Annotated in this window: 19 protein-coding genes; 8 read left to right on the top strand and 11 right to left on the bottom strand. The window is 71.8% G+C overall.

Annotated elements, in window-relative coordinates:
• Positions 1 to 214: 214 nt before the first annotated feature.
• Complete coding sequence (locus ACZ6QO_RS09595) at positions 215 to 1012, top strand: putative protein N(5)-glutamine methyltransferase (protein WP_465849259.1); 798 nt, start codon at positions 215 to 217, stop codon at positions 1010 to 1012.
• Positions 1013 to 1148: 136 nt separating this feature from the next.
• On the opposite strand, the gene ACZ6QO_RS09590 is transcribed toward ACZ6QO_RS09595, so the two are convergent.
• Both ACZ6QO_RS09590 and ACZ6QO_RS09585 read right to left on the bottom strand, forming a co-directional pair.
• Positions 1149 to 1817 (bottom strand): response regulator, encoded by a 669-nt coding sequence (locus ACZ6QO_RS09590; protein ID WP_465849257.1) that lies wholly within the window; start codon positions 1815 to 1817, stop codon positions 1149 to 1151.
• Positions 1814 to 3106 (bottom strand): sensor histidine kinase, encoded by a 1293-nt coding sequence (locus ACZ6QO_RS09585; RefSeq protein ID WP_465849256.1) that lies wholly within the window; start codon positions 3104 to 3106, stop codon positions 1814 to 1816. Before ACZ6QO_RS09585 ends, ACZ6QO_RS09590 begins: the two co-directional genes overlap by 4 nt.
• Positions 3107 to 3364: 258 nt before the next feature.
• Here ACZ6QO_RS09585 and ACZ6QO_RS09580 point away from each other — a divergent pair, with 258 nt between their 5' ends.
• Positions 3365 to 4342: a hypothetical protein gene (locus ACZ6QO_RS09580; protein WP_465849254.1), complete on the top strand. Its 978-nt coding sequence runs from the start codon at positions 3365 to 3367 to the stop codon at positions 4340 to 4342.
• Between the two features lie 108 nt (positions 4343 to 4450).
• On the opposite strand, the gene ACZ6QO_RS09575 is transcribed toward ACZ6QO_RS09580, so the two are convergent.
• Together ACZ6QO_RS09575 and ACZ6QO_RS09570 are read right to left on the bottom strand one after the other, a co-directional pair.
• The gene (locus ACZ6QO_RS09575) at positions 4451 to 5971 is read right to left on the bottom strand and encodes an MFS transporter (protein WP_465849252.1); all 1521 of its coding nucleotides are present in this window, start codon (positions 5969 to 5971) and stop codon (positions 4451 to 4453) included.
• 110 nt (positions 5972 to 6081) lie between these two features.
• A complete protein-coding gene (locus tag ACZ6QO_RS09570; protein WP_465849250.1) occupies positions 6082 to 6750 on the bottom strand; it encodes a TetR/AcrR family transcriptional regulator in 669 nt (222 codons plus the stop codon).
• A gap of 268 nt (positions 6751 to 7018) precedes the next feature.
• Here ACZ6QO_RS09570 and ACZ6QO_RS09565 point away from each other — a divergent pair, with 268 nt between their 5' ends.
• Together ACZ6QO_RS09565 and ACZ6QO_RS09560 are read left to right on the top strand one after the other, a co-directional pair.
• Positions 7019 to 7411, top strand: a complete 393-nt coding sequence (locus ACZ6QO_RS09565) for a hypothetical protein (RefSeq protein ID WP_465849248.1) — start codon at positions 7019 to 7021, stop codon at positions 7409 to 7411.
• A gap of 1 nt (position 7412) precedes the next feature.
• The gene (locus ACZ6QO_RS09560; RefSeq protein WP_465849247.1) at positions 7413 to 9836 is read left to right on the top strand and encodes a DUF4132 domain-containing protein; all 2424 of its coding nucleotides are present in this window, start codon (positions 7413 to 7415) and stop codon (positions 9834 to 9836) included.
• Positions 9837 to 9896: 60 nt separating this feature from the next.
• Here ACZ6QO_RS09560 and ACZ6QO_RS09555 read toward each other — a convergent pair whose 3' ends face one another.
• From ACZ6QO_RS09555 to ACZ6QO_RS09545, 3 genes are all read right to left on the bottom strand, one after another.
• The gene (locus tag ACZ6QO_RS09555; protein WP_465849246.1) at positions 9897 to 10985 is read right to left on the bottom strand and encodes a hypothetical protein; all 1089 of its coding nucleotides are present in this window, start codon (positions 10983 to 10985) and stop codon (positions 9897 to 9899) included.
• 148 nt (positions 10986 to 11133) lie between these two features.
• Positions 11134 to 12663, bottom strand: a complete 1530-nt coding sequence (locus ACZ6QO_RS09550) for a purple acid phosphatase family protein (RefSeq protein WP_465849244.1) — start codon at positions 12661 to 12663, stop codon at positions 11134 to 11136.
• A gap of 118 nt (positions 12664 to 12781) precedes the next feature.
• Positions 12782 to 13993, bottom strand: a complete 1212-nt coding sequence (locus ACZ6QO_RS09545; protein ID WP_465849243.1) for a HupE/UreJ family protein — start codon at positions 13991 to 13993, stop codon at positions 12782 to 12784.
• A 178-nt stretch (positions 13994 to 14171) separates the two neighbouring features.
• Between ACZ6QO_RS09545 and ACZ6QO_RS09540 the strand changes: the two genes are divergently transcribed.
• The 4 genes from ACZ6QO_RS09540 to ACZ6QO_RS09525 all read left to right on the top strand — a co-directional run bounded on the left by ACZ6QO_RS09540 (position 14172) and on the right by ACZ6QO_RS09525 (position 16710).
• Entirely contained in the window at positions 14172 to 14846 is a 675-nt protein-coding gene (locus ACZ6QO_RS09540) for a type 1 periplasmic-binding domain-containing protein (protein ID WP_465849241.1), read from the top strand.
• Between the two features lie 154 nt (positions 14847 to 15000).
• Positions 15001 to 15624 (top strand): SgcJ/EcaC family oxidoreductase, encoded by a 624-nt coding sequence (locus ACZ6QO_RS09535; protein WP_465849240.1) that lies wholly within the window; start codon positions 15001 to 15003, stop codon positions 15622 to 15624.
• A gap of 90 nt (positions 15625 to 15714) precedes the next feature.
• Positions 15715 to 15987, top strand: a complete 273-nt coding sequence (locus ACZ6QO_RS09530) for a hypothetical protein (RefSeq protein ID WP_465849238.1) — start codon at positions 15715 to 15717, stop codon at positions 15985 to 15987.
• 111 nt (positions 15988 to 16098) lie between these two features.
• On the top strand, positions 16099 to 16710 hold the full coding sequence (locus ACZ6QO_RS09525) for a signal protein (protein ID WP_465849236.1): 612 nt from the start codon (positions 16099 to 16101) through the stop codon (positions 16708 to 16710).
• Positions 16711 to 16902: 192 nt separating this feature from the next.
• On the opposite strand, the gene ACZ6QO_RS09520 is transcribed toward ACZ6QO_RS09525, so the two are convergent.
• The 4 genes from ACZ6QO_RS09520 to ACZ6QO_RS09505 are packed head-to-tail and all read right to left on the bottom strand — an operon-like array spanning position 16903 to position 20574.
• Positions 16903 to 18213, bottom strand: coding sequence for an ABC transporter permease (locus tag ACZ6QO_RS09520; RefSeq protein WP_465849235.1), 1311 nt, complete (start codon positions 18211 to 18213; stop codon positions 16903 to 16905).
• Complete coding sequence (locus tag ACZ6QO_RS09515; protein ID WP_465849233.1) at positions 18210 to 18941, bottom strand: ABC transporter ATP-binding protein; 732 nt, start codon at positions 18939 to 18941, stop codon at positions 18210 to 18212. The genes ACZ6QO_RS09520 and ACZ6QO_RS09515 overlap by 4 nt, the downstream gene beginning before the upstream one ends.
• On the bottom strand, positions 18938 to 20047 hold the full coding sequence (locus tag ACZ6QO_RS09510; protein ID WP_465849231.1) for a peptidoglycan-binding protein: 1110 nt from the start codon (positions 20045 to 20047) through the stop codon (positions 18938 to 18940). The genes ACZ6QO_RS09515 and ACZ6QO_RS09510 overlap by 4 nt, the downstream gene beginning before the upstream one ends.
• Complete coding sequence (locus tag ACZ6QO_RS09505) at positions 20044 to 20574, bottom strand: hypothetical protein (RefSeq protein WP_465849229.1); 531 nt, start codon at positions 20572 to 20574, stop codon at positions 20044 to 20046. The genes ACZ6QO_RS09510 and ACZ6QO_RS09505 overlap by 4 nt, the downstream gene beginning before the upstream one ends.
• Positions 20575 to 20611: the final 37 nt, after the last annotated feature.

Below are 20611 nucleotides of genomic sequence, written 5' to 3'. Positions count from 1 at the left end.
TGCCGTCCCAGCAGTGGACGGACCGAGGAGGTGAGACCCATTACCGCTGTACCAGGTTGGGTGCTCCCTGCTAGCGGCCGCGCGATCCGCATGGCTTAGGTGGCCGAGGGAGCCCCGCGAGGCATCCCGAAAGGCTCTCATGTCGGCTTCACCACCGCCCCCTCCCTTCGCTCCGCTCCCCTCCGCGTCTCCCCCCGCCTCCCCGTCGCCGACGATGTCGGCCGTCGTTGACAGACTTCGCGCGGCGGGGTGCGTGTTCGCCGAGGACGAGGCGTCGCTGATCCTGTCCACCGCGCCCTCCGCCGCCGAACTCGCCTCCATGGTGGAACGGCGCGCCTCCGGCTTGCCTCTGGAGCACGTCCTCGGCTGGGCGGAGTTCTGCGGCCTGCGGGTGGACGTGGACCACGGCGTCTTCGTCCCCCGACGCCGCAGCGAGTTCCTCGTCCACCAGGCCGCCGCCCTCACCGGGCCGGGGTCGGTCGTCCTTGACCTGTGCTGCGGCTCGGGCGCGCTTGGCGCGGCGCTGGCCGTGATGCGGGCCCCCGTCGAACTGCACGCGGCCGACATCGACCCCGCAGCTCTGGCCTGCGCCCGCCGCAACGTCGCCGCCGTGGCGGGCCGGCTCTCCTGCGGCGGCCGGGTGTACGAAGGCGATCTCTATACGCCCCTCCCCGTCACGCTGCGCGGCCGGGTGGACGTCCTGCTGGCCAACGTGCCCTACGTTCCGACCGGCCAGATCGAGCTGCTCCCCCCGGAGGCCCGCCTGCACGAGGCACGGGTGGCGCTCGACGGCGGCGCGGACGGGCTGGAGGTGCTGCGGAGGGTCGCCGCCGAGGCGCCGCGCTGGCTCGCTCCGGGCGGCCACCTGCTGTTCGAGACCAGCGAACGCCAGGCGGCGCACGCCGTCGAGACCGTGACCCGGGAAGGACTGCTCCCTCGGGTCGCCACGTCCGAGGAGCTCTCCGCCACCGTCATCATCGCCTCCAGACCACCCGAGGACGCCGCGCGATGAGGGACGGCCCACCCCGCGACACGACACGAGGACGCCGGGCGACGAGGGACGGCTGACCTCGCGACCAGGTCGCGCGACGCCCGCCGCCCGGCCGGCGTCGCGCGCGCGGGTGTGCTCGCCCGCGAACCGGCCCGTGTCAGGAGGTTCCCGGCTCGATCAGGCCGCTCTCGTAGGCGAGGATCACCGCGTGGATCCGGTCGCGCAGGTACAGCTTGGCCAGGATGTTGCTCACGTGGGTCTTCACCGTCTGCTCGCCGATCACCAGACCGGCCGCGATCTCGGCGTTCGACCGGCCGCGGGCCATGAGCTGGAGCACCTCGCGCTCTCTGGCGGTGAGGGTCCCCAGGGCGTCGGGGGCCTTCTCCTGCGGGCGCGGGCGGCGGGCGAACTCGCCGATGAGCCGCCTGGTGACCGAGGGGGCGAGCAGCGCCTCGCCGGCCGCGACGACTCGTACGGCGTTGACCAGGTCGTCCCGGCGCAGGTCCTTGAGCAGGAAGCCGCTCGCCCCCGCCCTCAGCGCCTCGTACACGTAGTCGTCGAGGTCGAACGTCGTGAGCATCAGCACCTTCACCGGGTACGCCACCCCGGGCCCGGCGAGCCGGCGGGTCGCCTCAAGCCCGTCCATCCTCGGCATCCGGATGTCCATCAGCACCACGTCGGGGCGGAGCCGGCGGGCGGCCGCGACCGCCTCGGCGCCGTCGGCCGCCTCCGCGATCACCTCCATGTCCGGCTGCGCGTCCAGGATCATGTGGAAGCCGGCCCGCACCAGCTCCTGGTCGTCCGCCACCACGATCTTGATGCTCATCGCCGCCCGCCGATCGGCAGCCGCGCCGCCACGGTGAAGCCTCCGTCCGGGGCGGGCCCCGCGGTCAGCTCGCCGCCGAACAGCTGCGCCCGCTCCCGCATGCCGACCAGGCCGTGACCACGTGACCCGTCGCCCGGACGGCCCGCGCCGCCCGGCTGCGGCAAGGCGTCCGGCACCGGCCCCTCGCGCCGGTTCAGTGCATCCTCCGCCGCCATCACACCGAGCCGGTCCAGTGGGAACTCCAGGGCGGGCGCGTCCCAACCCTGATCGCCGGAGCCGGCGTCGTGGATCTCGACGCGGAGCTCGTGGTCGTCGTAGCGCAGCATGACGCGCGCGCGTGCCGGCCCGACGTGCTTGAGCACGTTGGTCAGCGCCTCCTGGACGATGCGGTAGGCCGACAGGTCCACTCCGGCCGGCAGCGGAACGGGCTCGCCCTCGATCTCCAGCACCGCCTCCAGCCCCGCGCGGCGTACCTGCTCGACCAGGCCGGGCAGCTGGGCCACGCCGGGCTGCGGGGCGAGGCCGGCGTCATCGTCGCCGGTCTCCTCGCGCAGCACGCCGAGCAGGCGGCGCATCTCGGCCAGCGCCTGCCGTCCGATGCCGGAGATCGTGTCGAACGCCCGCCCCGCCGCGGCCCCGTCGCGCTCGGCGGCGACGGGGCCGGCCTCGGCCTGCACCACCATCATGCTGACGTGGTGGGCGACCACGTCGTGCAGCTCGCGCGCGATGCGGGCCCGCTCGGCGGTCACCGCCCGCCGCGCTTCCAGGTCCTGCTCGCGTGCCAGCCAGGCGGCACGCGCCTCCAGCCCGGCGGTGTACGCGCGGCGGATTCTGGCGCTGTCGCCGAGAACCCAGGCGCTGCCCAGCGACAGCGCGCCGAAGGCAAGGTCCAGCACGTCGCTGTCGGTCGCCGGGTACACGGCGACGACCACGACGCCGACGCCGCTGAGCAGGCCGACGGCCACCGACCTGCGGCGGTCCTCGCACCACGCGGCCATGCTGTACATGGCGACCAGAGCGCCCAGCGGCATCGAGGTGACCAGGTCGGGCAGCGGTGTCGCCCCGTACACCCCCGACGCCGCGCCGGCCGCCAGGTTGGCCCAGAACGGCTCGCGCCGCCGCCAGGCCAGCGGCACGTTGATCAGCAGCACCAGCGCCACCGCGGCCAGGCCCGGCGACGGCAGGTGCTCGGCCCGCGTCTTCAGAGCGAGCGCGAGCAGCGAGACGGCCGCGAGCGTCCCGGCGAGCACCGCGTCCGCCGCGGACGGGTGCGCCTTGACCCATGCCACGGGGCTGGTTGATCGGCCGGTTCCCATGCCGCCCAGTATCCGTCGTCGCGGCCTCCGCGGAACTCCCCCGCCAGAGGGATCGGCGGGCGCTTCTCGCCGCGTTCCCCGTCCCTCCGGAGAGGGAGGACGGCGGGATGCTCCCCGGCGCGGGGGAGCCGGAAGTTGGCGAGCGCGGGGGATCCGGGGCGGCGGGGCCGCGGCCTACGGTCCTGGTGTCCTCGGCGTCCGCGCCGGCGCCGCACCTGTCAAGGAGGCCCGATGTCCAGCGCGATCTCCCACCTGGTCCCCGCCCGCACACTGGAAAGGCCCGCGACCTCGGCGCGGAGCACATGGGCGCCCGCCGACCGGCGGCTGATGTACCTCACCGGCGCGGCGCTGTTCGCGGCGGGGCTGGCGCAGGCGGGCGTCTGGGCCGTGACCGGCGGTTCGGCATCCGGCCCGCTGTCCTGGCGCAAGCCCGTGACCTTCGGCCTGTCGTTCGGCATGACCACCCTCACGCTCGGCGCGGTCGCCGCGTACCTGCCGGTGCGCCGGTGGATCGGCCGGCTGCTGAGCATCCTGCTGTGCGCCTCGACCACCGTGGAGGTGACCTGGGTGAGCGTGCAGCACGCCCGCGGCGTCCCCTCGCACTTCAACGGGATGAACCCCCTGGACGGCGCGCTGTTCACGGCCGCGGGGATCACCATCGGCGTCACCATCCTCGTCATGGCCGTCATGACGGTCATGTCCTTCACCCGCACGACGGCGCCCGCGCCGATGGCATGGGCGATCAGGGCGGGGCTGGTGGCGCTGCTGGCCGCGCAGGGCGTCGGCTTCTGGATGATCTCCCACGGTGAGGCGCTGCTGGACGGGGGCGCCGACCTGCTCACCGAGTCGATGACCACGTACGGCCTCGCCGGGGCGATGAAGTACGCCCACGCCGTTCCCATGCACGCCATCCAGCTGTTCATGGTGCTCGCCTGGCTGCTCGGGCTCTCTGGGGCGAGCCCGAGCCGGCAGGTGCGCCTGGTCGCGGCGGCCGTCGCCGGGTACGCGTCGCTGTTCGCGGTCGCGCTCACGCGCACCGCCGCCGGGCTGCCGCCGTTCGACCTCGGTGCGTCCACGCTGTTCTACCTCATCCCGGCCGCACTCCTGGCGGGCTCGGGCGCCGTCACCCTGGCGCACGTGTACCGCGCCGTCGTCCGCCCGCGCACCACGCCCGCCCCGCCCGTCCGCCCCGGCGGCCACATCCCCTGACGCCGGTTTTCCGCGGGCCGGGTCCGGTGGAACCACGAAGGCCACTCCCGATGACCGGGAGTGGCCTTCCTGTGCGACTACGGTTCAGTGCACCGGCACCGGCGAAGGTCAGTGCGCGAGCACCGGCATCGACGGCGCGTCCTCGTGCCCGCCCTCGCCGGACGCGGCGGCGGGCCGCCGTCCCTGGTGGCCGCTGTCGACCAGGGTGATCACGATGAGCGCGGCCAGCACCAGGATGCCCACCGCCCACCAGATCGCGGTGGCGTAGCCGTGCACCGCCGCCTCGTTGGCGAAGGCGGCCTTGCCCAGCGACCGCGCCTGCGCGGCGTGCGAGGTGACCCAGTCGGTGACGGCGCTGGCGGCGATGGTGTTCAGCAGGGCGGTGCCGATGGCGCCGCCGACCTGCTGGGAGGTGTTGACCATCGCGGAGGCCACACCGGCGTCGCGCGGCTGGACCCCGAAGGTGGCCAGGCTCATCGCCGGCATGAACGCCGTGCCCATGCCGAGGCCCAGCAGGATCTGCGCCGGCAGCACCAGGCCGACGTAGGAGCTGCCGGTCTGCATCTGGGTGAGGATGAGCATGCCGACCGCGGCGAGCAGGAATCCCGGCGCCATCAGCAGCCGAGGCGGGACGCGGGTCATCAGGCGGGCGCCGATCTGCGTCGAGCCGGTGACCATGCCCGCGACCATCGGGAGGAAGGCGAAGCCCGTCCGCACCGGCGAGTACCCCTTGACGACCTGCAGGTAGTAGGTCAGAAACAGGAACAGGCCGAACATCGCGATGATGGCGAGCCCCAGCGACAGGTACACGCCGCCGCGGTTGCGGTCGGTCACCACGCGCAGCGGGAGCAGCGGCGCCCGCACCTTGCTCTCGACCAGCACGAAGGCGACCAGGAGCACGGCGGCCGCGACGAACAGGCCGATCGTCACGTTCGCGCCCCAGCCGTCGGACTCGGCGCGGGTGAAGCCGTAGACCAGGGACACCAGGCCGAGGGTGGCCAGCACGACGCCGGGAATGTCCAGGCCGCGCCCGTTGTGGGCGCCGGCGGGCTCGCGGATCACCATGACGGCGCCGATGACGGCGAGGACGGCGAAGGGGATGTTGACGTAGAACGTCCAGCGCCAATCGAGGTACTCGGTGAGGAAGCCGCCGAGGATCAGGCCGACGGCGCTGCCGCCGCCCGCGATGGCGCCGTAGATGCCGAACGCCTTGGCCCGCTCGTGCGCCTCGGTGAACATCACCGCGAGCAGCGACAGCGCGGCGGGCGCCAGCAGCGCGCCGAACGCCCCCTGCAGCGCGCGGGCGCCGAGGAGCATCGCCTCGTTGACGGCCGCGCCGCCGATCGCGGAGGCCAGTGCGAAGCCGATCAGGCCGGTCATGAAGGCGCGCCTGCGGCCCCACAGGTCGGCGACACGGCCGCCGAACAGGAGCAGTCCGCCGAACGCCAGGGCGTACAACGTGATGACCCACTGGCGGTCGCCGTCGGAGATATGGAGATCCAGCTGCGCGGAGGGCAGGGCGATGTTCACGATCGTCGCGTCGAGCACGACCATCAGCTGGGCTATGGCGATGAATCCGAGGGCTTTCCAGCGCCGCGGGTCCGGCTGGACCTGGGCTGTTTCAGGCATGCGTTAACTCACTTACGGTGCGAGGTCGCCGAATCGGCAGGTTGGAGACAGGGAAGACAGGAGGGAAACAGGTGGGAGACAGGTGGCGATCCGCCGCGGGGGCGGGGATCTCAGGCGGTCGGCGTCGCCGTGGCCGGCGGCCGGTTGAGGTCCTCGAAGGTCGCACCGGCTCCCGGCAGGACAGAGCGCGCCGGAGCGCGGAGGCCGTCGAGAAAGAGCTCCAGATGGCGGCCGACGAACCTGTCGAGGTTCAGGCACCTGGAGGCCGGCAGCGGACGGGTCAGCTGGAGGAGTGCGATCAGGATGTCCGTGGGGGTCACGTCCGGGCGCAGGAGGCCCGAGCCGCGCGCCCGGTCGACGATGGCTTCCACGGCCCGTTCGAGGCGGACGCGTTCTTCGGCCAACGCCGAGGCGATCCTCTCACAACCGTCGGAGAGAATCGGACACAGGGCCCCAATTCGCTCCTCGGCCGCGCCGTGCACGAAGCGCCGCAGCGCCTCGAACGCGTCCGGTTCCTCGGCGAGCGCCGTCTCGGCGAGCTTCACGGCGCGGGTCATGACCTCCAGCGTCACCTGGCGGATGAGTTCGGGACGGTCGGCGAAGTGCCGGTAGATCGTGGCGTTGCCCACCCCGGCCCGCCGCGCGATCTGGTCGAAGGTCACCTCGGCGCCGTGCTCCACGAACGCCTCACGCGCGGCCGCCACGATGCGCTCGCGGTTGCGTGACGCGTCCGCCCGCAGCCGATGCGCGTGGCTCCGCTCGGCGGTCGTGCTGCCCACGGCGGTGCCCCCTTCCGTCCTTCTGCCACCCCGAACCGGGGGCAGAATCCCCGTTTATCAGACCTACGTGCAAACGGGGAGAACGTCCCCGGTTATTTCGCCCCTGCTTGTGAACCGCGTCACAAGCCTGCGTGCCGCGGCCGGCGCGCTACGCGCTCATGGACGACACGCGCACCATCCTCACGGCCGACGCGCGCACGGGCCGATTCTGTCGTTCGGCGCTGCTACAGATTCGGCATCCGATGTTCACCAGGGAGCGGAGCGTTCGATGGCGTTAGTGGTGTTTCGCGATGAGACGGCGACAGGGCGGCCGTTGGAGGAGTTCTCGCTTCCGGGCCTGCCCGAGCGCATCTCGGCCCGTGAGCTGGTGCGGCTCCGCGTCCGCGAAGAGGTGGCCCGCCACAACGCCGCCCCCTCCCAGCACTTCCGCGGCCTGGTCAGGCCGACCGACGCCGAGTCGGAGCTGAACGGCTACCGCATGCCCGCCGCCCGCAGGCTCGACTGGGAGAAGCAGGCCGATGCCGCCGAGGCCGCGTTCGCGCGCAACGGCTACCTGCTGCTGGCCGGCGACCGGCAGATCGACGACCTCGGCGAGATGATCGACCTGACCGTCGACCCGGTGGTCTCCTTCGTCAAGCTCGTCCCCCTGGCCGGAGGCTGACATGGGCGTCCTCGACGACCTCCCCGCCGAGTACGCCGGCTGGGCGGACAAGCTCGACGAGGCCACGCTGGAGGGGTTCCGGCGCCTGGACGAGACGTACGTGCCCACCGGCTCCGCCAACTTTCCCGACGACACCCCGCTGGGACGATCGGCCAGAGGCTGGGGCGACGCCGAATGGCGCATCATGGGGCTGTGGTCGCAGCTGTGCCTGCGGTCGATCTCCGGCAGGGGCATCGTGCAGACGGTGCCGGCGGCCGTGGCGCGGCGCAAACTGCGCTGGACCGCTCAAGAGCTCGATCTGCTGTGGCGCACGACGCTCAGCCCGCCAGAGCGCAGACGGCAGACCGACGTGCTGTACCGCGTCCCGGTGTCCGCGGTCAAACACCTGCCGGCGTCCGAGCGCGCGCCGCTGCTGCCCCATCTCCGCCAGGCTCAGCGAGAGCTCGACGAGGTGCCGTACGCGTCGAGCTGGAAGGCCAAGCGCGTGCTGGACGACCTGCTCGCCGAGCATCCGACCGAAGACCCTGCCGACGCCTTGCGCTCCCTGCTGCCCGCGGGCGACGGCTTCGCCGCACTGCTGCGCGACGAGTACGCCGGTCGTCTCGGCGGGCCGGCGCTGCTCCCGCTCCTGCGGCACTGGACCACCGCCCAGGCCGCCAACCCCGCCCCCAAGTGGTCGGCACGGGCCGCCGGCCTGCTCACCCCCGAAGCCGTCACCCTCGTCAGGGAAGTGCTCGGCCGTGTCCCCGCCTACCGCGAGACGGTCGAGCGGCGCCGGTACGGCACCTACGAGCACACCGTCGTCACCTACTTCCACGAGCGCACCGCCGAGCTGCTGCGGGGCATGATCTGGACCCTCGACCACGTCGGCGAGCCCTGGGTGCCCGCCCTTCTGGGCGAGGTCGCCGTGGCGACCGGCACGGGCATCGGCGGCTCCGGCGCCAACTCCCGCAGCGAGCTCGTGGCCAACGCCGCGATCGGTTGCCTGGCCCGGCGCGGCGGCCTCGAAGTGGTCGCACAACTCGCCCGCATCCAGGCGAAGGTCCGCAAGAAGAGCATCCTGTCCAAGGTCGCCGAGACTCTGCGGGCGGTGGCCGCGCAGACGGGGCTGTCCCCCGAACGGCTCCTCGATCGCACTGTCCCCTCCTTCGGGCTGGGCCCCGACGACGGCACCCGCACCGAGCACGATTTCCGGCTGTCCCTGGACGGCGCCATCACCTACCGCTCACGCAAGACCATCCCCAAGTCCGTCCGCGACGAGCACAAGGAGCTGCTGGCCGAGCTCAGGACGACCGCCAAGGAGCTGAAGAAGGCGCTGTCGGCCGAGCGCTTCCGCGTCGAGCGCGCGCTGGCCACCGAGCGCATCTGGCGCTGGCGCGAGGCGTGCGAGTTCTACCTCGACCACCCGGTCACCGGTTCCTTCGGCCGCGCCCTGATCTGGGAGATCCTGCAGGGCCCTTCCGGCCTTCCGGTGAAGGTCGACGGCGCGTGGGAGCTCACCGACCCCGCCGGCCGCCGCATCCAGCCCCGCGATGACACTCCGGTCCATCTGTGGCATCCGATCTCGCACCCGGCCGACGAGGTCCGCGCCTGGCGCGACCACCTCATCGCACACGGCCCGCGCCAGCCGTTCAAGCAGGCCTTCCGTGAGGTCTACCTGCTCACCCCCGCCGAGGAACAGACCCGCGACCACTCCCGGCGCTTCGCCGGCCACCTGCTCCGGTACGGCCAGGCCAAGGCCCTGCTGACCGCCCGCGGCTGGACCGACATGTCGCTGGGCCACTGGGACTGGGCCGGAGGGTCCGGTCAGAGCGACGCCGTCAAAGACCTTCCCGGCGGCCTGACCGCCTCCTGGGCGTTCCACCTGGACATGCATTCCGCCGAACGCGACGAGTACGGCGGCACCGCCTCCATCTGCGTGAGCGACGATCTCCGTTTCGTCTCCGGCGACGACGGACGACAGGTCCCGCTGCACGAGGTGCCGGCCCTGACGTTCTCCGAGACGTTGCGCGACGCCGACCTGGCCGTGGGCGTCACCTCCACGGGCCTGGACCCCGAGGGGCACGGCGACTACTGGCAGTCCTACGGCTTCGGCGAACTGAGCGAGACCGCCCAGGTCCGCAGGGACGCCCTGACGCGGCTGCTGCCCCGGCTGTCCATCGCCGGCCGGGCCGAACTCACCGACCGTTTCCTGCGCGTCCGGGGCGACCTGCGCACCTACAAGATCCATCTGGGCTCGGGCAACATCCTGATGGAGCCGAACGACGCCTACCTGTGCATCGTCCCGAGCGGCTCGGGCGACCGGGTGTTCCTGCCGTTCGAACAGGACGGCGGCATGCTGTCGGTCATCCTGTCCAAGGCCTTCCTCCTGGCCGCCGACACCACGATCACCGACCCGTCCATCACCCGCCAGATCCAGCCCTGACGTACGTGCGAGACAACCCCCGCCTCCGCCGGGCGACCCGGGTGTCGGGCCGCGGGACGATCAAGAACGCGGGCCGGTTGAGGCCGCCTCGTGGCCCTTCACATCGTGGCCCTTCACATCGTGGCCCTGCGCAGCACCGCGGCGGCGCCGGAGGGCCTGCCCCGCGGCGACGAGTCCGCAGAGGACGACGATGACGAGCAGCGGCGCCCAGGGGATGGTCCAGGTGTGCGCCGTGGTCTCGACGGCGGCGAGCGGCGCTACCGAGCCCGCCGCGTCGGTGATGAGCGGGACGAGCGTGACCTTCCCCGTCAGTCTCAGCGCGGGTACCGCTCCGCGCACGGGCATCGACACCTTCCAGGTGTCTCCCGGGAGGAGTTGGGGAGAGTTGTCGATCCGCACCGCGCGGACGGCCAGGCGCCCGAAGGGTCCCGAGACCGACACCGTCTGCCGCGCCGAGAGGATGACGTTGCCGGTGTTGCGGATCGTGTAGCTCACGGTGGCGTCGCCCTTCCCGAAGGGGTTGGGCGTGCCCGCGTAGCGCACGCGCACGTCCTCCGCCGACAGGCTCGGCCTGAGCTCTCCGCCCACCCGCAGCCGGATCCTGATGCCGGCGCGCCGGTCCGCGCCGGCCCCGGCCGCCGCGCCGTCCTCCGCGGGCGAGGTGACGATGCCGCCCATGTACTCGCCGGGCGCGACGTCGCCCGGAAGCGTGACGGTGAACGGCACCACGGCCGACTCGCCGGGACCGACGGTCACCTCGGGCCGGTCCGGGCGGACCCACGCGCCCACCCCCGTCGACCTGGCGTCCTTGGCGACCAGGTCGAGCGCGCCGTCCTCGGCGGTGAAGGCGTCGGCGGCGTACACGGCGAGGCGGAGCGGTGCGGCGCCGTGGTTGGCGACCACGAGACCGTCCTTGAGCGTCCCGCCCGGGTCGAGGGTGTAGCCGTAGTTCCGCCGGCCGGACCCGAAGTCGCCGTCGGCGGTGCCGACCGTCCAGGAGGGGTCGCCGTCCGCCGCCGCGGCGGGTCCCGCCACCGATCCGAGGAGGCCGAGCGCGGCGAGCAGCACCACGACAGTGGCCGTGGCCAGGCCTCCGGCGGACCGGGTGCGGGCTCGGCATGCTGTTGTGGTCGTAGGCGGTCTGGGCATCTGGTGGTCCTCGGGCGGTGCTCGGAATGGCGGTGGAACGCGTGTGGTGGGGCGGACGCCGGCACGGCGCCCACCCCACCGGGCGGGAGCGGTCCGGATGAGGCTCAGCGCGGTGAGCGTGCGCGTCCCCGGAACCGCTGCCGGGCGGCTACTGCAGCCAGGAGGCCTCGTCCGCGGCCGGCTGCTTCTCGTCGGCCTCGTCGGCGCTGGTGTGGATGACCACCTTGTCGACGGTCGAGCCGACCGGCTGGGCGGCGCCGGCGCCGTCGTTCGGGCCGCACCACGACTCCTGGCCGAGCTCCACCGCCGCGTTGGGCGCGGCGCAGGTGCCACTGCGGAGGTTCTCGACGACCAGCTTGCCGCCGCGCACCTCGACCTTCACGTAGGTGCGGACGTGCTCCTGGTTCTCGACCGAGTTGGCCCAGTGGCTCTTGGGGTTGAGCGGGTCGGGGCCGTAGTTCGGGTCCTTGGTGGTGTTCGGAGCGGTGATGTTGTAGTACTTCGACCCGGACGCGGAGTTCGCCGTCACGTAGATGACGCCGCCCGGGCCCTTGACGACCTCGGCCGCGCCGGGCTGCTCGTCCTTGTCGGCCTTCTTGCCGTTCTTGATCACGTAGCTGCGGGAGTAGCTGTGGTCGTGACCCTGCAGGACCAGGTCGACGCCGAGCTTGGAGAAGGCGGTCGGGAAGTCCTCGCGGCGCACCTTGTTGTCGCCGTCGTTCGCGTGGCTGGCCGGCGAGTAGATCGAGTGGTGGTACACGAGCACCGTGTGCTTGGCCTTGGCGCCGTGCTGCTTGACCACGTCGGTGATGTAGCCGATGTGCGCGGCGTCGGAGCCGTTGGCGTAGGCGTTGCTGTTGATGTCGATGAACAGCACGCTCTTGTACATGAACCAGTAGTCGCCGCCCGACCGGGTGTTCGCGTCGCCGTTGTAGTACGGCGCGGAACGGTCGGTGTTCGGCGTCCAGTTGTGCTGCTCGTACGCCTTGCCGCCGACGTCGTGGTTGCCGATGGTGGCCGCCCACGGGTACTGGCGCAGCTTGTCGGAGGCGAGGAACGCGTCCCACTGGTTCTCGGTGTTGGCGCTCTCGACCTGGTCGCCGCCCGAGACGAGCAGCTCGGCCTTCGGGTTGGCGGCGGTGGCGACGTTCAGGGTGTCCGCCCAGCCGGCGCCGTCCATCGCGGTGTTGCCGGACGAGCCGATCTGCGGGTCGCCGAAGAACAGGAAGTCGAAGCTGTTGCCGTTGAAGTTCTGGGTCTTGAAGGAGTACGCCTTCGACCAGGCGCCCTTGGTGCCGACGCGGTAGGAGTACGCGGTGTTCTGCTTCAGACCGTCGATGACGGCGTGGGCGTTGAAGCCCCCGTTGACCTTGTTCGCGGCGACCGTGGCCGGGAAGGTGACGACCTTCTTCGGGAACTCGCCGTTGACGACCTGGGAGGCCGGCGCGACCTGCACCACCTGCGCGACGTTGGCCGAGGAGTACCACGACACGACGCGCTGCGACTCGTCGGCGCCCACGCCGAGGATGATGGCGGTGATCGTGGTGGCGTCGGCGTGCGCCGCGGCCGCCAGGCCGCCGCCGAGCACCGCGCCGACGCCCATGACCGCCGCAGTGGCGCCCACGGCCAGCCGGCGACGAACAGACCCGGGGATCTGCGGCTGCTTGTCGAGCTTCATCAGGTTTCCATCCATTTGAGGGTGTTATGGAGCTTTGTCATGGTTTAGAGGGCGGGTGTCCCGGAGGTGAACACGGAACGGGCGCACTGTTGCGCTTACCGGAAGTTGTGACGCGGTCTCACAACCCGAGCACGCGCTGCGCGAACCACACCAGGCCCATCACCGACACGCCCGCCGCGATCGCCCCGGTCGTCCACAGCCCCGCGACGGGCCGGCGACGACGCAGCAGGGCGAGCAGCGGGAAGACGACCATGATGATCGCCAGCTGGACGCCCTCGATGCCCAGGTTGAAGACGAGCAGCGACCACAGCAGCCGCCACGAGAAGGCCTGCTCGATGCCCAGCGCCGCGGCGAAGCCGAGCCCGTGCACCAGGCCGAAGCAGAAGACCACCGCGAGCCGCGTCCAGCCCGCGCGGTCCAGGCTGAGATGGCCGTGACCCGACGTCGGCAGGTCCGTGGCGTGCGATCGGCGTCGCCAGACCCGCCACAGGTGCCACCCGGCGACGACCGCGATCGACAGCGCGATGACGGGCTCGACGAACGCCGCGGGCGCCCGCACCAGGCCGAGGGCGGCGAAGACGAAGGTCACCGAGTGGGCGAGCGTGAACGTCGTCGCCGCCAGCACGATCTCGCGCAGGCGGCGCGACCCCGCGATGAGCGCGAGCAGGAACAGGATGTGGTCGAGCCCGGTGAGCAGGTGCTCGGCCCCGAGCCGGAAGAACTCCCAGAACCGCTCGCCCCACGACTGCCGCGTGGAGAACGACGCGTGCGCGGCGTCGAGAGCGGCGCTTCCCGAGGTCAGGTCGAGGTCGTAGGTCACCACCGTCTTGCTGTCGCGCACGTAGCCCTCGGAGTCCGGGAACAGCCCGCTGCGCACCTCGTGCGCCTCGGCGGACGCCGGGCACCGGTAGTCGAGGACCAGCAGCGCGTACGGGACGCCCTCGCGTCGCTCGATCGCGAAGTCGCCGTCCCGGACCGGAGCGCACGCCCGGCCTTCGGCCGCGACGCCGAAGCGCCGGGTCACGTACGCGACGGCCGAGCCGGCGTGGGCGCGGAGCGCGGCCGCCTGTCCCGCCGCGTCGCCGGCCTCGAAGGCCGCGGTGCCCGTCCGGAAGAGCGGATCGTCCTTCTCCGTGTCGGCGGCCGAGACGACGAACAGGTCGTACTCCAGCCCGAGCTTCGCGCGGACGTGGCCGGCACTGGGCGCGGTCAGGTCGACGTACACGGTCGAGCTGAATCCATGGGCGAAAGCGGGTAGGGCGCTGAGCAGAACGGCCACGGCTACCGCGGCGACGACGGCACAGGCACGACGCCGGGCGGCGCGGGACATGTGACTCCTTCGGGTTGGCGAACGCACTCTGCTCAGCCCAGGTGAACGAGCGGCGACTCACGCGGGAACCGGCAGCGAACCCAATCCGGCGAAACCGGTCTTTGTGTCGAAAACCGCCCAGATGATGGGATAGGAAGTAGGCGCACCTCCCCCGCCACCGCTCCGAAGGACGATCCCTATGCGCTCACGGCTTCTGCCCGCCGGCATGCAGGCCGTGGCGGTCGCGACCGCCGTACTCATGCTCAGTGGGTGCGGCTCGAACGACGACTGGTCCCGGCCGCACGCCAAGCCCACCGCCGGCGCCCTCGGCCCGGGGTTCTTCGACCCGGCCGCACCGCCCGCCCCGGAGGCGACGATCACGCCCCGGCCCGGCTCATGGGACCGAAGCCGGCCCTCGGAGGGCTACCGGGTGGTGCTGCTCACCGCGGGCAAGGACCCGCAGACCAGGACACTGGTGAACGCCGTGACGGAATGGGCGGAGCAGGAACGCGTCAGCCTCAAAACCGTCACGGCCACGCGGCCGGAGGAGTACGTCAAGAGCGTCGGCGCGGCGATCGCCCTTGCGCCCGACCTGGTCATCAGCGCCGGCAACGACCTCGTCGACCCGCTCGCCATGGTCACCCCGAGCCACCTCGGCCAGCGGTTCCTCGTGCTCGGCGCGGAACTGGCCGAGCCCACCGCGAACGTCACCGCCGCCGACTGGACCGGCGCGTCGTTCCGTGGCGAAGGACTCGGCATGTCCTCGAAGTACGATCCCGCGACCTTCACCCCCGAACGCGCCGACCGCGCCCTCCGCGCCGGCGTCGCGGCCGTGCTCAACGGCATGACGGGCATCGTCATCTGGATCGACTAGACCAGCCGGACGGGGCCGCAGCAGACACGCACGGTCATATCTTTGGGGCGACTTCACGGTAAGTCGCGTTACGCCGTTCGACATCGCAGGCAGGAGTTATACATCTGCCTCAGACGTACTTCGGACGGGCGAGACCATGGGCATTCGGCAATTCGTGAGACCAAGGATCCGGCTGGCGACCCTGGGCGGGCTCGCGCTGGCGATGGGCGGCGTCGCGGCATTCCCAGCGGCCGCCGCACCGGCGAGCGGAGCCGCCACGGCGGCCGTCACCCCGACAGACGTCACCCCGGTCGCGGCGTGGTCCGGTTCGCGCGCGGGACCGGCGGGCGACACCGAGCGCGCCGCCCTCAACCAGCTCTACCAGCGGCAGGCCCAGGCATGGGCGCGGGGCGACGCCAAGGCGTACGCCGCGACCTACACGCCCGACGCCGACTTCGTGAACGTCACCGGCGAGCACATGCACACCCGCGAGGTGATAGCCGAGCGGTACGACGGCTTCCTGCGCAAGCAGCTCAAGAACAGCCGCATCCACACCATCGAAGAGCGCATCGACATGCTCTCGCCCTCGACCGCGCTCATCGTCCGCAAGGGATGCGTGTTCGTGGGCGCGGAGACCGCCTGTCATCCGAACACCATGTCCGTCAACACGAGCATCGTCGTCAAGAGGGCCGGTCAGTGGCTGGTCAGGTCCTTCCATAACACCCTCGTCGACGAGAGCAAGATCCAGCGCAAGCCCGCGCGGCCCACGCCCTCCACACCGGCCGGAACACGCTCCTGACCATCACGTCGCACGGAACGCCCCCCGGCTTCGGGGGCCGTTCCGATCCCAGTCCTGACACGACCCTGCCGCCGAACGTAAAATCCGGGCATGACCGGCCGAAGCGCTGCGAAGTGGTTGGCAGGACTCGGAGTGGCCGCACTCACGTTGACGGGGTGCGCCCAGGACGACGAGATCTACGTCTCGAACTTCAGCGACTCGCACGGCAGAGCGTGCACCTTCGTCTACACGTCACAGGAAGGCGCGGGCTGGAACAGCAGCAGGGACGTGGACGTCAGCCAGCTCGACTGCGAGTATCCCCCCGCGGGCCGCAGCCCAGGCCCGCCACTGACAGAGCACCTGGAAGCCCGCCCCGCGGAGTGACCTACTCGACACCACTCCGCACACGGGTCGCCCACCCACCCGCCTCGCTCGCGCACCCGCGAAACTTCCAACAGGCAGGCCGGCACCTGCCCATCGCTCTATGATCACCGAATGCCCCTCAAGACTGCCATGCCGGCATTGCTGGCCGTTGGTCTCCTCGCCGGTTGCGGGCCGGCCGTACAGGACAGCGCAGGCGAAGTGAACTCGCCGAAACCGGCGGCCTCGTCGGCAGAGTCCATCCAGGGACGCTGGTGGACTTGGGCGGCCTCGGAAGGCGGGAGCACCAATCCCGTGTCGGACACGACGGGGCGGTTCTGCGACCGGAACCAGCCCGAGGACGTGTGGTTCCTCGCCGGAACCTTCGGCGGTACCCTACGGCGGACGTGCAGGGTTCCCGCGGGGCAGCCACTGGTGTTCCCGCTGGTGAATCTGGCCGACTCCAAGGCGTCATGCGAGGAGTTCATGGCCACCGCCGAAGGCGGCGCCACCCTCGACGGCAGGCCCGTCACGCCTGAACGGCTGGAGGAAGACAACGTCGCCGTGACCGGAGTGGCGGACAACCCACTGACAGGCGAAGAGGGAACGGACACTTCTTACGCCTGCGGCATCTGGGTGCGCCTCCAACCGCCGCCCCCTGGCCGTCACATCCTGACCATCCGCGGATCCTCCGGCGAATTCCACACAGGCGTGGACTACACCCTCATCGTCGACACCACGCGGTGACGATCCCAGCCCACTGACTCTCCCAGGCGATGACCGGAAAGCGCGAGGGAAGGGGCTTCGGGCTGGAGCGGCCTGCGGGAGCCGAACCCTGGACCTGGCGGCGTTCCGTCGGCGGAGCCTGTGACCACCTCGCGTCCGTGCGCCGACGGGGACGGCCGTCGGGTCTCGCGACCGCGGCCACCGTACGGCTCGTCACGAGATGGCGAGCGCCTCGGTCGGTGACATGCGGGCCGCGCGGACCGCCGGGTAGAACCCCGCGATGCCGCCGATCACCAACGTGGCGACCACACCACCGGCCATCGCCCAGATCGGGATGACCGACGGCCATCCCTGGGAGGTGGCGTACAGCATGGTCACACCGATGCCGAGCATCACGCCGCCGACGCCCCCGATGGCCGACAGCAGGAGCGACTCGGCCAGGAACTGCAGCCGGATCTGTCCCCGGGTGGCGCCCAAGGAGCGGCGCAGGCCGATCTCCGCGCGCCGCTCCAGCACCGATATCACCATGGTGTTGGCCACGCCGACCCCGCCGACGAGCAGCGCGACACCGCCCAGGCCAAGGAGCAGCGCGTTCAGCGTCGCGTCGGTGGCCTGCTTGGCGGCGAGCACGTCTGAGGGCCGCGAGACGTCGACCTCGTCGGGGTGCTCGGGGTTGGCCGAGACGGCCAGCACGTCGCGGACCTCGACCACGTGCCGCTCCTCGGCCCGGGTGTAGACGGTCGTCGGGTAGCCGTCGAAGCCCAGCCGTTCCTCGGCCACCGGCCAGCCCACCAGGGCGGAGACGTCGAGTTCGGGGGTGAGCGCCACCGGGGCGAGCACGCCGACGACGGTGAACCACTGGCCGCCGAGCCAGACGCGCTGCTCAGGTCCCGCCTCGACGACGCCGAGCCGGTCGGCCGTCCTCGATCCGAGGACCACCGCGGGGTGACGGTGGGTGGCCCCGTTGAGCCACGTGCCGCTGACGACCGTCGCGCCGACGCCCCTGAGCAGGTCGAGACGGGCGGCCTGGACCGTGATGCTGCCGGATTCCCCGGCCGGGATGCGGTCGTTGCGGTAGACCTTGGCGCTGGTGGCCCCGGTGGCGGTCACCGAGATCACCGGGGCGATCTGGCCGATCATGCCTTCCGCCTCGGCGGGCAGGTGGGACCCCTGGCCGAACATGTCGTCGCCGGGTGAGACGGTGAGCAGATTGGTGCCGAGCGCGGAGAGCTGCCGGTTGAGGTCCTCCTGGCTGGAGGCGGAGATGCCGACCACGCCGAGCATCGCGGCGATGCCGATCGCGATTCCGAGGGCCGACAGGAACACCCGCAGCGGCCGGGACCTCAGCCCCGCCCCACCTACTCTGATCACGTCGCGCGGGCTCAGCCGGGCGGCGGTCAGCCGGACGCCGCGCCGGCCCGCGGGGACGGCCGGCATGCCACCTGTCCGGTCCCGGACGGCGTCGCCGGCGCGCGCCCGTTCTCGGACGGGACGGTCACCGCCCGCTACGGGGTCGCTTCTCATGCCGGCACCTGCCTGGTGTGGGAGTCGTGGACGACACGCCCGTCGAGCATCTCGATCCGGCGGGGGAGACTCGCCGCGATGTCCCGGTCATGGGTGATGACCACGACGGTGGTGCCGCCATGGTTGAGCTCGCGCAGCAGACTCATCACGGCGGCGCCGGACGTGGAGTCGAGGTTGCCCGTCGGTTCGTCGGCGAGGAGCAGTTGGGGCTCGCCGGCCACGGCGCGGGCGATGGCGACGCGCTGCCGCTCGCCGCCTGACAGTTCGTGCGGCCGGTGGTCGAGGCGGTGTGCGAGGCCCACCTGGCGCAGCGCCTCCTTCGCCCGCCTGCGCCGCCGCTTCACGGAGACGCCCGAGTAGAGCAACCCGTCGGCCACGTTGTCCAGCACCGGTACTCCCGCCGCCAGGTGGAACTGCTGGAAGACGAAGCCGATGGCGCTCGCGCGCAGCGCGGACAGCTGCCGGTCGGAGAGCGCCGCGACGTCGTGGCCCGCGATGCGCACGGTGCCACCGGACGGCCGGTCCAGCGTGCCGATCATGTTCAGCATCGTGGACTTGCCGGAGCCCGAAGGGCCCACGATGCCGACCAGTTCGCCGTACCCGATCTCCATGGTGGCCCCGCGCAGGGCGGCCACGTCTCCGGCGTAGAGCTTGCTGACCTGGCCGAGCCGGACGATGAGGTCGGCGTCACCGGCGAGCCCGCCCGTTCTGCCGGGTTCGGCGATCACTTGGGCACCACCACGGTCGTGCCCTCGCCGATTCCGGTGACCTCGACCTTGCCGTCGGCGAACATACCGGTCCTCACCGCCGCGTACCGGGTGGCCGTGCCCTCCACGACCTGGACTCCGTACCCGCCCTCCGCCAGCGCGAGCAGGGCGTTGACCGGGACGACGAGCACGCCCTCGCGTCGCGAGGCGACGATCGTGACGTCCACCGGCGTGGTGTCGTACGTCCTGAGCTTCTTGCCGCCGCGGACGGCGACGACCACATCGATCGTGGTCGTGGTCTCGTCCTGGACGGTGGTCTCGGTGGCCACCTTGCCGATGTCCTTCACGGTGCCGGGCACGGTGGCGCCGTCCGGCAGTTCCACGGTCGCCTTCATGCCCTTCCTGACCAGATGCCGGTCGGCGACGTCCAGCGGCACGGTCACCTGGCGGGTCGTGCCGGTGCAGGTCAGCACGGGACCGCCGGCCGGGCTGCCGGGCGCGGTCCTGAGCGCGGCGACCCGTAACGCGCCGGCGTGCACCACGACGGCGCCGGGCTCGACCCGCCCGGTCACCGGGACGCCGATGTCGTCCTGCCATCGCTCCACCGCCTGGCTGGTGCTCCAGGTGAACTCGCCGTCCACGGTGAAGCCGTCGTAGCCGAGCTTGGCCAGGTTGGTCTCCAGCAGCTTGACGTCCTTGCCCTCCACCCCGTTCTGGAGTGTGCGGTACAGGGGTGTGCTCCCGTACAGGAGCGGAACCCGCCGTTCGTCGACCTTGTAGACGCCCTGGCCCCTGGTGACCACGGCGCCGGGGGACGGCAGCCAGGTGATCCTTCCCTGCGCGCCCGAGGCCAGGACCGTGGCGGTGCCGCCGTAACCGAGGGTGCCGTCGACGGTCTTGGTCTCGGTGAGCGTGGTACGGGTGACCTGGGCGACCGCCGGTGGGGTGCGCCGGGCGACGGGCGTGCCGGTGTCGCCTCCGACGCCGACCGCGGCGGCCACCCCGGCGCAGAGCAGCAACGCGCCGCCGACGGCCGTGGCGACCGCCTTGCCCCTCCCGCGGCGGCGCGAAGGCGCCTCCGGTTCGTCCGTCGAGCTCAGAGGAGTCCCGGTGCGCAGGTCGCTCACTTGAAGGATCCGCTCTTACCGGGCAGCTTGTCCTTGCATGCCTCCTCGGCCCTCTTGAACGCCGGGTCGTCCACCTTGATCTTGCCGCCGCGGCCGCCGATCCTGATGCCGCCCTTGGAGAAGTCCGGGTCGGGCATGTCGACGCCGTTGTCGCGCATGCACCGGGTGTAGGCCCGCGCCATCTCCTGGTCCTCCGGCGATATCGGACGGTTCCCCGCCCCGCGCGGGCCCCACTCGCGGCAGGCTTCCATGGCCTCGTCGACCTTGCCGGAGCGCCCGGGGACCTTGTATTCCGTTCTGCCCCCGTTGGTCTCGGGATCGGGCATGTCGACACCGTGGTCCCGCATGCACTGAGCGAACTTCCTGCCTCTTTCCTCGGGGTCCAGCGAGACGGCCGGCGAAGCGCCGGCGGTCTGGGAAGCGGACTTCGTGCTCCGCACCGACGCGACCCCACCGGAGGAGACCGGAGCCTGTCCGCATCCGGCGGCGAGCGCGAGTAGCGTCACCGCCACGAGTGTTCTTCTCATGCCGCCGATGCTGCTCGCCGTGGATCGGAACGACCCC

The sequence above is a fragment of the Sphaerisporangium sp. NPDC049457 genome, from assembly GCF_055586705.1.
This window is presented reverse-complemented; position numbering and strand designations above follow the sequence as displayed.

Excerpts from the sequence above, each read along its gene's own strand:
- ACZ6QO_RS09595 (WP_465849259.1), top strand. The coding sequence starts at position 215 with ATGTCGGCCGTCGTTGACAGACTTCGCGCGGCGGGGTGCGTGTTCGCC.
- ACZ6QO_RS09590 (WP_465849257.1), bottom strand. The coding sequence starts at position 1,817 with ATGAGCATCAAGATCGTGGTGGCGGACGACCAGGAGCTGGTGCGGGCC.
- ACZ6QO_RS09580 (WP_465849254.1), top strand. The coding sequence starts at position 3,365 with ATGTCCAGCGCGATCTCCCACCTGGTCCCCGCCCGCACACTGGAAAGG.
- ACZ6QO_RS09575 (WP_465849252.1), bottom strand. The coding sequence starts at position 5,971 with ATGCCTGAAACAGCCCAGGTCCAGCCGGACCCGCGGCGCTGGAAAGCC.
- ACZ6QO_RS09565 (WP_465849248.1), top strand. The coding sequence starts at position 7,019 with ATGGCGTTAGTGGTGTTTCGCGATGAGACGGCGACAGGGCGGCCGTTG.
- ACZ6QO_RS09560 (WP_465849247.1), top strand. The coding sequence starts at position 7,413 with ATGGGCGTCCTCGACGACCTCCCCGCCGAGTACGCCGGCTGGGCGGAC.
- ACZ6QO_RS09555 (WP_465849246.1), bottom strand. The coding sequence starts at position 10,985 with ATGCCCAGACCGCCTACGACCACAACAGCATGCCGAGCCCGCACCCGG.
- ACZ6QO_RS09550 (WP_465849244.1), bottom strand. The coding sequence starts at position 12,663 with ATGAAGCTCGACAAGCAGCCGCAGATCCCCGGGTCTGTTCGTCGCCGG.
- ACZ6QO_RS09545 (WP_465849243.1), bottom strand. The coding sequence starts at position 13,993 with ATGTCCCGCGCCGCCCGGCGTCGTGCCTGTGCCGTCGTCGCCGCGGTA.
- ACZ6QO_RS09540 (WP_465849241.1), top strand. The coding sequence starts at position 14,172 with ATGCGCTCACGGCTTCTGCCCGCCGGCATGCAGGCCGTGGCGGTCGCG.
- ACZ6QO_RS09530 (WP_465849238.1), top strand. The coding sequence starts at position 15,715 with ATGACCGGCCGAAGCGCTGCGAAGTGGTTGGCAGGACTCGGAGTGGCC.
- ACZ6QO_RS09525 (WP_465849236.1), top strand. The coding sequence starts at position 16,099 with ATGCCCCTCAAGACTGCCATGCCGGCATTGCTGGCCGTTGGTCTCCTC.
- ACZ6QO_RS09520 (WP_465849235.1), bottom strand. The coding sequence starts at position 18,213 with ATGAGAAGCGACCCCGTAGCGGGCGGTGACCGTCCCGTCCGAGAACGG.
- ACZ6QO_RS09505 (WP_465849229.1), bottom strand. The coding sequence starts at position 20,574 with ATGAGAAGAACACTCGTGGCGGTGACGCTACTCGCGCTCGCCGCCGGA.